The organism is Desulfurella sp. (assembly GCF_023256235.1).
GTDB lineage: Bacteria > Campylobacterota_A > Desulfurellia > Desulfurellales > Desulfurellaceae > Desulfurella.
The window spans coordinates 1-9411 of the sequence record NZ_JAGDWY010000084.1 but is presented as its reverse complement, the minus strand read 5'-3'; the positions used below and the strand labels follow the sequence as shown (position 1 = coordinate 9411).

General features: G+C 30.2%; 10 protein-coding genes, 1 tRNA gene and 1 pseudogene. 8 read left to right on the top strand and 4 right to left on the bottom strand.

The annotated features are described in order from the left end of the window. From Q0C22_RS09085 to Q0C22_RS09050, 8 genes and pseudogenes are all read left to right on the top strand, one after another. A pseudogene (locus Q0C22_RS09085) lies at positions 1-349 on the top strand (hypothetical protein); the annotation flags it as partial. An 83-nt stretch (positions 350-432) separates the two neighbouring features. Then, complete coding sequence (locus tag Q0C22_RS09080; protein ID WP_291493974.1) at positions 433-882, top strand: HAMP domain-containing sensor histidine kinase; 450 nt, start codon at positions 433-435, stop codon at positions 880-882. Between the two features lie 10 nt (positions 883-892). Then, entirely contained in the window at positions 893-1900 is a 1008-nt protein-coding gene (gene amrS / locus Q0C22_RS09075) for an AmmeMemoRadiSam system radical SAM enzyme (protein ID WP_291493973.1), read from the top strand. After that, the gene (locus tag Q0C22_RS09070) at positions 1897-2406 is read left to right on the top strand and encodes a phosphoribosyltransferase (RefSeq protein ID WP_291493971.1); all 510 of its coding nucleotides are present in this window, start codon (positions 1897-1899) and stop codon (positions 2404-2406) included. Before amrS ends, Q0C22_RS09070 begins: the two co-directional genes overlap by 4 nt. Continuing rightward, positions 2390-3007, top strand: coding sequence for a phosphoribosyltransferase (locus Q0C22_RS09065; RefSeq protein ID WP_291493970.1), 618 nt, complete (start codon positions 2390-2392; stop codon positions 3005-3007). The genes Q0C22_RS09070 and Q0C22_RS09065 overlap by 17 nt, the downstream gene beginning before the upstream one ends. Then, positions 2997-3965, top strand: a complete 969-nt coding sequence (locus Q0C22_RS09060) for a hypothetical protein (RefSeq protein WP_291493969.1) — start codon at positions 2997-2999, stop codon at positions 3963-3965. The genes Q0C22_RS09065 and Q0C22_RS09060 overlap by 11 nt, the downstream gene beginning before the upstream one ends. Continuing rightward, positions 3966-5027, top strand: a complete 1062-nt coding sequence (gene prfA / locus Q0C22_RS09055; RefSeq protein WP_291493968.1) for a peptide chain release factor 1 — start codon at positions 3966-3968, stop codon at positions 5025-5027. Beyond that, entirely contained in the window at positions 5028-5879 is an 852-nt protein-coding gene (locus Q0C22_RS09050) for a YitT family protein (RefSeq protein WP_291493967.1), read from the top strand. It begins immediately after the preceding gene. 2 nt (positions 5880-5881) lie between these two features. Here Q0C22_RS09050 and Q0C22_RS09045 read toward each other — a convergent pair whose 3' ends face one another. The 4 genes from Q0C22_RS09045 to Q0C22_RS09030 all read right to left on the bottom strand — a co-directional run bounded on the left by Q0C22_RS09045 (position 5882) and on the right by Q0C22_RS09030 (position 9260). After that, a complete protein-coding gene (locus Q0C22_RS09045) occupies positions 5882-7234 on the bottom strand; it encodes a pyridoxal phosphate-dependent aminotransferase (RefSeq protein ID WP_291493965.1) in 1353 nt (450 codons plus the stop codon). Positions 7235-7300: 66 nt separating this feature from the next. Continuing rightward, complete coding sequence (locus tag Q0C22_RS09040; protein ID WP_291493962.1) at positions 7301-8644, bottom strand: DNA recombination protein RmuC; 1344 nt, start codon at positions 8642-8644, stop codon at positions 7301-7303. Between the two features lie 10 nt (positions 8645-8654). Continuing rightward, positions 8655-8739, bottom strand: a tRNA-Leu gene (locus Q0C22_RS09035). A gap of 56 nt (positions 8740-8795) precedes the next feature. Next, on the bottom strand, positions 8796-9260 hold the full coding sequence (locus Q0C22_RS09030; RefSeq protein WP_291493960.1) for a metal-dependent transcriptional regulator: 465 nt from the start codon (positions 9258-9260) through the stop codon (positions 8796-8798). Positions 9261-9411 lie beyond the last annotated feature (151 nt).

Here is a 9411-nt window from a genome sequence, read left to right as displayed (position 1 = left end):
GAAAAATATTGACTCATTAGAGAGCGATATAAAGTTCCTAAAAGGTAAAAAAGAGAGTTACGACAAGCTGAGTGCGCAGTTGTCTGAAAAGGAAAAGCAGATGCAGTCTCTTAATCTTCAAAAATTAGAATTAGAAAAAAGGATAGATGAGATAAGGTCAAAGAATATAAAAGTTGATCTGGAGGAGGGTAATAAACTTAATGATGAAAAGAGCAAGCTGGAAGAATCTATAAGATCCAAAGAGAATTCTCTTAATGAGATATATAAGAGATTATATTCCATAAAAACAGACATATCAAATTCCGAAAATAAAATAGAAAAATCAAAGAAGGAAAACTTGAAGATATAGATAAATACATAGAAAAGATTAAAAATGAAAGTAAAAAACTTAATGTTGTATTAAATAATGTTTTACAAATATCTGATGGTAAAATGGTATTTGAAGATGTTGATATAATAGCACTATTTAATAATATAATGTTTGACTTTAAAAAAAGAATAAAAAACCTGGACTTTATTGTAAACATGGATGAACACACAAAATTTGTAAAATTGGACAAAAAAAAGTTTACTGTTGCGATAAACAATATTATAGATAGTTTAATTGAAACAAAAAATGATTTGATAAAAATTTATATACAAACATACCAAAAAACAATTTCGAATAAAAAAATATTAATTATTGAAATCTCAAACAGACAACATATAATACCTAAAGCTATCTTAAATAATATTTTTGAGCCATTTGTATCTGGTGGATCAACAAAAAAAGGTTTGGCCTTACCTATTGTTAAAAATATAATCAATCTACATGGTGGCTCTGTTGATGTTGAAAGCGATGAAAATGGTACTATATTTAGAATAAGTTTACCACTTATATAAGGAGTTGGATATGAAAGAAGCCTATCTATATAAACATTTAAATGAAAAAAAAGTCAGATGTGATTTGTGTGCTCACAGATGTATAATAGAAGAAGATAAAAGTGGCATTTGCATAGTTAGAAAAAATATAAACGGAAAACTTTATAGTCTAGTTTATGAGAAAGTTATTGCTCAAGCAGTAGATCCTATTGAAAAAAAACCATTATACCATTTTTTACCGGGGTCAAGAAGCTATTCGATAGCTACTGTGGGATGTAATTTTACATGCTTAAACTGCCAAAATTATGAAATCAGCCAATATATGTACTACCATAATGAACCAGCAGGAAAATATTATTCTGTTAATAATGTGGTATCAGATGCTATATTTTTTGATTGTAGCTCTATTGCTTATACATATACAGAACCCACTATATTTTTTGAATATGCAATAGACACTGCTAAAATTGCTAAATCAAAAGGTTTAAAAAATGTTTTTGTTACAAATGGTTTTTTTACAAAACAGGCAATAGATATGATGTCTGATTTAATAGATGCAGTAAATATTGATTTAAAATCAATGAATGAAGATTTTTACAAAAATATAGCCGGTGGTAGACTAAAACCTGTTTTATCGAGCATTGAGTATGCAAAACAAAAAGGGATCTGGGTTGAATTAACAACTCTTATAATACCTACGCTGAATGATTCTGAAAAAGAAATTGAAAATATAGCTAAATTTATAAAATCTGTGGATCAAAATATACCATGGCACATAAGTGCTTTTTATCCTACATATAAACTTACCAGTATTCCTCCAACAAGCATAAAAACCATTCAAAAAGCTTACGATATTGGAAAATCGGTAGGTCTAAGGTATGTTTATGGTGGAAACATACCAAAAAATAACCTTGAAAATACCTATTGCTATAATTGTGGTGAATTATTGATTGAACGAAGTGGTTTTGCTATAATTAAAAATGCACTTTCCGGCAACAAATGCCCAAAGTGCAATGCACAAATTGCTGGAGTATTATGAATTTAAAAAAAATTATCGATAAAAACGATATTAAAAAGCATGTAATTGAAGTGTCGAATCAAATAAATGAAATATTTAACAATCAAGATATAGTAGTATTTTATATTGAAAAAGGTGGAAAACCATTTTTTGACGAACTATCAAAATATTTTAAATTTAACTATAAGTACGAATCCATTGGCGTTAAAAGCTACGAATACGATAAAAGCACTGATTTAAAATGGATTAAAAAGCCAACATTGGATGTAAAAGGTAAAGTTTGCTTATTAATTGATGATATATTGGATACTGGACAAACAATATCTAAAGTTAAAAACTATATTTTAAGTTTGGGTGCAAAAGATGTATATATTTGCGTTGCTATAGATAAAAAAGAAAGCAGAATTGTAAACATTGAACCTTCTTTTAAGTTATTTGACATCGAAAAAGGTTTTTTAGTTGGGTTTGGTATGGATTATAACGAACAATACAGAGATTTAGAAGACATTTATGAAATTTCGATTTAAAAATAGACAAGAAGCAGGCATAGAACTAGCTAAAAAATTGAAAGACTACATAGATGAAAAAACTATCATATTAGCTCTGCCAAGGGGTGGTGTGCCTATCGCTTCAATTTTAGCAAAAATGCTCAATGTTGAATTTAATATTTACATATCAAAAAAAATACCTCACCCAGATAATGAAGAATTTGCAATTGGTGCTATGGGTGAATTTGGCGAAATGGTTATTGATCCTTTTTTTTCAAATCTAATCACAAGTAAAACAATAAAAGAAACTAAAAACAAAATCGAATCCTACATAAAACAATATAGAAAAAAACCTATTGAAAATCTTGATTCAAAAACTGTTATACTGGTCGATGATGGCATAGCCACAGGTCTTTCTATGGAAGCCGCCATAAAAGACATACAAAAATTACACCCAAAAAAAATTATTGTAGCTGCACCTGTTATAGCAGAGGATACTTTTGAAAAATTAAATAAAACAGTACCTGTGATTGCTCTTATAGTTTCAAGTGATCCTTTTTTCAGTGTTGGCATGTATTATGAAGATTTCCATCAACTAAGTGATCAAGAGGTCGAAAAAATTATATCTAATGAACAATAAAGCTGTTGTTTTATATTCTGGTGGTTTAGATAGTCTCCTTGCTGTACATATAGCGGTAAATCTTGGTCTTGAAATCTCGGCACTTTTTATAAAAACACCATTTTATAAAAAAGATATAAAAACTTTAAAACAAAATTTAGACAAACTCGGCGTTGAACTTAATATAGTTGAAATTGATACACAGTATTTAAATATAATCAAAAAGCCTAAGTACGGCTATGGTAAAAATCTAAATCCATGCTTGGATTGCAGGATTTTGATGTTTGAAAAAGCTAAAGAACTAATGGAAAAAACTGGTGCTTCTTTTATAATAACAGGAGAAGTTTTAAGTCAGAGACCCTTTAGCCAGAGAAACAAAGCAAATATTATTTTAATAGAAAGAAAATCTCAACTTGAAAACCTTGTTTTAAGACCACTTTCTGCTAAATTTCTTCCAATTACACTGCCTGAAAAAACTGGTATTGTTGATAGAAACAAACTATATGCTATATCTGGAAGGTCTAGAAAACCTCAACTTGCCCTTGCCAAACTTTTTAATATTGAAAATTTTGAAACTCCAGCTGGAGGATGCTTGCTTACAGAACCTTACTTTGCAAAAAGACTTAAAAACTTCTTAAAACTTGGTCTTTTAGAACATTATAACATTGCTCACATTGGTAGACACTTTGTAATCGATGATAATTTACTTGTTGTTGCGCGTCAAAAAAATGAATATGATATAATAGCAAGTTATAAAGATAAATTCGATTTTTTTGAAACACCTGATCAACCTGGAACGTGTGCAATATTCTTAAAAAAATCTTCACAAAACCAAAAAATACTTGCATCACAAATTATTTTAAGATATTCTAAAAAAGCTAAAAGTGTTTTATGTGTTTCAGAAGAAGGCTATCAAATATTTGAAAATCTTAAAAATATAGATGAAGAAAAATTAAATAGCTTAAAGGTAGGAGATTAAATGATAGACAAATTAGAATCATTAGAAAAAAAATATAACGATATTCAAGAACAAATGAGTTCAAATGAAGTTTTAAACGACTATGAAAAATTAAAAACTCTCAACGAAGAATTAAAAAAAATTACACCTATTGTAGAAAAATACAAACTATACAAAAATATGCAAAAACAAATCAAGCAAAACGAAGAATTATTAAAAGACAACGAATTAAAAGAATTAGCAAAAGAAGAAATCAAAGATTTACAAACAAAAAGTTCCCAATTGATAGATGAGTTAAAAATTATGTTGCTCCCTAAAGATCCACTTGATGAAAAAGATATAATTCTAGAAATTAGAGCTGGAACTGGCGGTGAAGAAGCTGCACTTTTTGCACAGGATTTATTCAGGATGTACGTCAGATATGCAGAAAATCACAATTTTAAAGTAGAAATTTTAGAAAAAAGTTTATCTGATACAGGCGGTATAAAAGAGATAATAGTAAATATCAGAGGAAAAGGTGTGTATTCCAGATTTAAATTTGAAAGTGGCACACATAGGGTTCAAAGAATTCCAATTACTGAATCTCAGGGCAGAATTCACACATCTGCTGCAACAGTAGCCGTATTGCCAGAAGCTGACGAAATAGAAGTAAATATAAACCCTGATGATTTAAGAATCGATGTTTATAGATCTTCTGGATCCGGTGGCCAGCACGTAAATACAACAGATTCTGCTGTAAGAATAACTCATATACCAACAGGCATAGTAGTTACCTGTCAGGATGAAAAATCTCAATACAAAAATAAAGAAAAAGCAATGAAAATCCTATACGCTAGATTATCTGATTTTTACAGAAGCCAACAAGAATCACAAATAGCAAAAACCAGAAAAGCACAGGTTGGTAGTGGTGATAGATCTGAGCGCATTAGAACATATAATTTTCCTCAAGGGCGCGTAACTGATCACAGGATTAATTTAACATTGTACAAACTTGATCAAATACTTGAAGGTGAACTTGATGAATTAATAGAAGCACTTTTAATTGCTGATCAAACTAAAAAACTAAGTCAGATAGAGGATTGATTGAGTAAAGAAAATTTTTATAGTGGTTTTATAAGTTTTTTCTTCGTTGCTTTTGGCGTATTAATAGAAAGTTTTGGCATAAAAAGTTTTTTACTCCCAAACGAGTTTATAGATGGTGGCGTTACAGGAATCTCAATGCTTATTCACTTTATTTTCCACATTGATTTAGGTTTGTCTATTATTGCACTTAATATACCATTTTTGATATTTGGTTACTTTAATATTTCAAAATTATTTATGATAAAAAGCATTTTTGCAATCTTTCTTTTGGGCTTTTTTGTATTTTTTATCAATTTTCCAAGCATAACGCATGATAAATTACTCAGTGCTGTATTTGGAGGATTTTTTCTGGGTACGGGCGTCGGTCTGGTTGTAAAAAATGGGGGCATATCAGACGGTACAGAATTAATGGCAGTTGTTATTGGTAAACAGTTGTCTATAACAGTAGGAAATGTAATACTTTTTTTAAATATACTTATATTTATGTGCGCCTCATTCTTTTTAGGTATTGATAAAGCTTTATATTCTATTTTAGCCTACTTTAGTGCCTACAAAACTATGGACTTTGTTATATACGGTATAGAAGAATATAATAATGTAATTGTAATATCAAACAAAAGTCAAGAAATTAAAAACATGATTATTCATGAATTCAAAAAAGGTGTTACAGTTTACAAAACTTATGGCGGATATACAGGAGTAGAACAAGAATCTCTATCTTGTGTTGTTACACGCCTTGAAATGATTAAATTAAAAAAAATGATTTTTGATATAGATGAAGGGGCTTTTATTATAGCCCACCCCATCTCTCAAGCAACAGGCGGAATCATTAAAAAACATATCCGTTCTTAATCTTACATATTAGAAACTTTAGAACCAATCGATCTTTTTTGTTCGTATTGTTTAACAAGCTCCACAAATAAATATGGTACATATTCCATTTCTTCTTCGCTTACCACACAGGCAATTCTTGCCTGGGTATTGGCAAAAACATTTTGATTTTTATAAAAACCTCTAATTGGGGCAACTAAAAGCGTCATTTTCTGACCCAAGACATCAACAAAACCTTCATTTGCGCAATACATTACAAAATCATCCATGTCAAAACCAGGTTTTACAATATTTCTTACATCAACAATAGAATAAATAGATGCTTGAGGTTGAGTCACAACAATATTTGGGTCAAGTTTTTTAAAGTTATTGTATAAATTTTTCAGTATTTTTTTATAGTATTCCCTTAAATTTTTAACCCAGTTTTGAAGATCATTTAATGATTCATGAGCCAAAGCACCCGCAATGTATTGATCTATAGCAGATGGACATAGATAGGTAGTGTTTGCAGCACGTGCTTGCTCAAAAAACAACTTATTATCTGTAACCAAAGCACCCATTCTCAAACCACAAGCATTAAAAACTTTAGAAAGTGTTTCTATGCTTATTCTAATGCCTGCACTTTCTATACCTTTTACATCGTGTTCTGAAATATTCCAAATTGATGGTGCATAATCAATGTCATCTATATAATAAAGCCCCCGATAAGCTTCATCGCTAATTAAAAACATATTGTGTTTCATACAAATTTTTGCATACTCATTTATTTGTTTTTGTGTGGTAAGAATTCCTGAAGGGTTGTCGTATGGAATAATAAGTAAACCGCCTGGTTTATAAGTTTTTATAAGATTTTCTAAATAATCCAAATCAATTTCACTAAAAACACCATCTGGTGTTAAATCCCTTGCTATTGAAATAACGCTTCTACCTATCTCTTCGCCTATTGATACATAATTTGTGTAAACTGGATCTACCACTAAAAGTGGTTTTTCACCGCTTAATGGTTTACCACAAACACCCAACATAACAAGTCTCATAATATGAGAGCCGCCTGTATCAACCAGGCTATAAAGATTTGGTTTACATTCTGGTTTTAAAAATGATCTTATGATATTTTTAAAAGCATCATTTACCTCGTCAATACCTTCCGTTTGTGTATAGCGCCATATACCTTTTGTTAATTGATCGTCTTTTGGGTTTAAGAATCTTTTAAGCATAGCAGGATGTGTTGGTAAAGATACATTACCTATCGCTACATTTATTGCTTTTACTTGCTCATTTGCATTTTTAGATTGTCTTTGACTAAACATTATGCCCGCTTTTCTAATGCATGAAGGCTCAATACAATCAAAAAATTCAGATATTTTTGGATCCATTTTCCCCCCTTTTTTTAGTTATTTAGGTAGTCTATATCACTTTTTATTATTTTGTCAAGTATAAAATTAATTATCATTTAATGGGAAAAAATTGTCTGTTGGTGTTTGTACATCTTTTAAAGCAAGCTGAATTTTTCTTGTTCTAACGCCCACTAAATCTTCTAACTCTTTATCTGCGGCTTTAATTTTGCTTTGGGCTTTTTCTAAAACATCTCCAAATTTTTCAAACTCTTTTTTAACCTGCAAAAGGGTTTCCATTATTTTATGAGCATTTTTTTCTATTGTTAGCGTTCTAAAACCCATCTGGAGACTGTTTAAAAAAGCTGCAAGCGTAGTAGGACCGGTTATAACTACTTTATATTCTTTCATAATTGATTCAAATAAACCATCGATACGCAACACTTCAGAGTATAAACCTTCATACGGTAAAAACATTATGCCAAAATCAGTCGTATATGGAACTTCAATGTATTTTGTTTTTATATCTTTTGCAGATTGTCTGATATTTTGCTCAAGGGCCTTTTGAGCATTGCTTATTTGATCAAGCTGTCCTGTTTCATAGTAGTCCAGCAAACGTTGATAATTTTCTATCGGAAATTTTGAATCCAATGGTAAATATACAGTTTCATTTTTGTGGTTTCCGGGTAATTTTATTGCAAATTCAACTACTTCATTGCTATTTGGTTTAACTTTAACATTTTTTTCGTAAAAAGCTGGGCTTAATATGTCATCAAGTATTTTCTCAAGCTGTAATTCTCCAAGGATTCCCCTATTTTTTACATTAGTCAAAACTCTTTTTAAGTCCCCAACGCCATTTGCTAAAGTTTGCATCTCACCTAAACCCTTATATACCATCTCAAGTCTATCACTGACCTGTTTAAACGATTCTCCCAATTTTTTTTCAAGCGACTCATGGAGTTTTTCATCAACAGTCTGGCGCATTTGTTCAAGCTTGGCTTCATTATCAACTCTGATTTTTTCAAGTTTTTCTTCAGTAGTTTGCCTTATTGAGTCTAAATGCTTTTCTAATGTTTGAGTTTGAGATTCCAATTTTAATGCAAATTTGTCGAGCTTATCTTCGTTTGATTGTATAAGTTTCTCCTGTTTTATTGACACATCTGATAAAGATTTAGACAACAGCGCTTCAATAGCTTCCATTTTTTCTTTTAAATTTCTATCTAATGCACCAAGGAGCCTATCATTGCCATCTAGCATTAATCTAAAGTTAGAATTTATATCATTTTTGGTGTTTGAAAGTTCTCCTTTTAAATTGTTTTCAATTTGATTTTGAATGTTGATTAATTGATCAATTTTTTCTATATAACCATGCAATCTTGAAATCTTAAACAAAATAAAAAAAGCTACTATAATCAGTACAATAAGTATAGTCAATATTGCGTAGTTAATCATTTTACCACTTTGGTGCGAGCGGGGAGACTCGAACTCCCACACCTTGCGGCACTAGATCCTAAGTCTAGCGCGTCTACCAGTTCCGCCACGCTCGCAAATTGAGCTTTTTTAATATAACAAAACACCCTAATTTTGTCAAACAAATGAGAACTCAATCATCTTCTTGACACTTGCAGTCTGGTGGTCTATTGCCTGTATCAACAAAATAATAAAAGTGATCAAGCCATTTTGGTAAACCATCTTTGCATTTTATAAAATCCATAAATGCTAAAATATGATCTATTGTTTTTTTGCTTAAATAGTGTTCGATTTTACAGGCATCATCTTCTGCAAGTGTTTCGTCTAAATATAATACTTTATGCAAAAAATCTTTTAAAAGAATATGCTTTTTATAAATTTCTTGTGCAAGTGTTTTGCCTTTAGGTGTAAGCGTAATAAAACCATACGATTCTTGCTCAACAAGCTCTTCTTTTTTTAATTTTGATATAGCATCAACAACAGAAGGCGCTTTTACTTTAAAGTAATTTGCCAAATCTTTTACCCTGGCAACTTTATTTTCTTTTTGCATAATCAGTATTCTTTCTAAATAATCTTCTAAAACAGGCGTGATATTCATTTTTAAACTCACAAGTTTAGTTTCTTTTAAGTATATTAGACTCAATTAAAAAAGTCAAGTCCTAATTCAAGCAAAAGCATAATTAGTAAAATAACTGCAGTCTATAAGTTTACAATATTGCGTAAAAAATTTGAAATTTATATTAAATTTT

Bases quoted from the DNA above. Each gene is read 5' to 3' on its own strand.
- Q0C22_RS09080 (WP_291493974.1), top strand. From the start codon at position 433: ATGGTATTTGAAGATGTTGATATAATAGCACTATTTAATAATATAATG.
- amrS (WP_291493973.1), top strand. From the start codon at position 893: ATGAAAGAAGCCTATCTATATAAACATTTAAATGAAAAAAAAGTCAGA.
- Q0C22_RS09070 (WP_291493971.1), top strand. From the start codon at position 1,897: ATGAATTTAAAAAAAATTATCGATAAAAACGATATTAAAAAGCATGTA.
- Q0C22_RS09065 (WP_291493970.1), top strand. From the start codon at position 2,390: ATGAAATTTCGATTTAAAAATAGACAAGAAGCAGGCATAGAACTAGCT.
- Q0C22_RS09060 (WP_291493969.1), top strand. From the start codon at position 2,997: ATGAACAATAAAGCTGTTGTTTTATATTCTGGTGGTTTAGATAGTCTC.
- prfA (WP_291493968.1), top strand. From the start codon at position 3,966: ATGATAGACAAATTAGAATCATTAGAAAAAAAATATAACGATATTCAA.
- Q0C22_RS09045 (WP_291493965.1), bottom strand. From the start codon at position 7,234: ATGGATCCAAAAATATCTGAATTTTTTGATTGTATTGAGCCTTCATGC.
- Q0C22_RS09040 (WP_291493962.1), bottom strand. From the start codon at position 8,644: ATGATTAACTACGCAATATTGACTATACTTATTGTACTGATTATAGTA.
- Q0C22_RS09030 (WP_291493960.1), bottom strand. From the start codon at position 9,260: ATGAATATCACGCCTGTTTTAGAAGATTATTTAGAAAGAATACTGATT.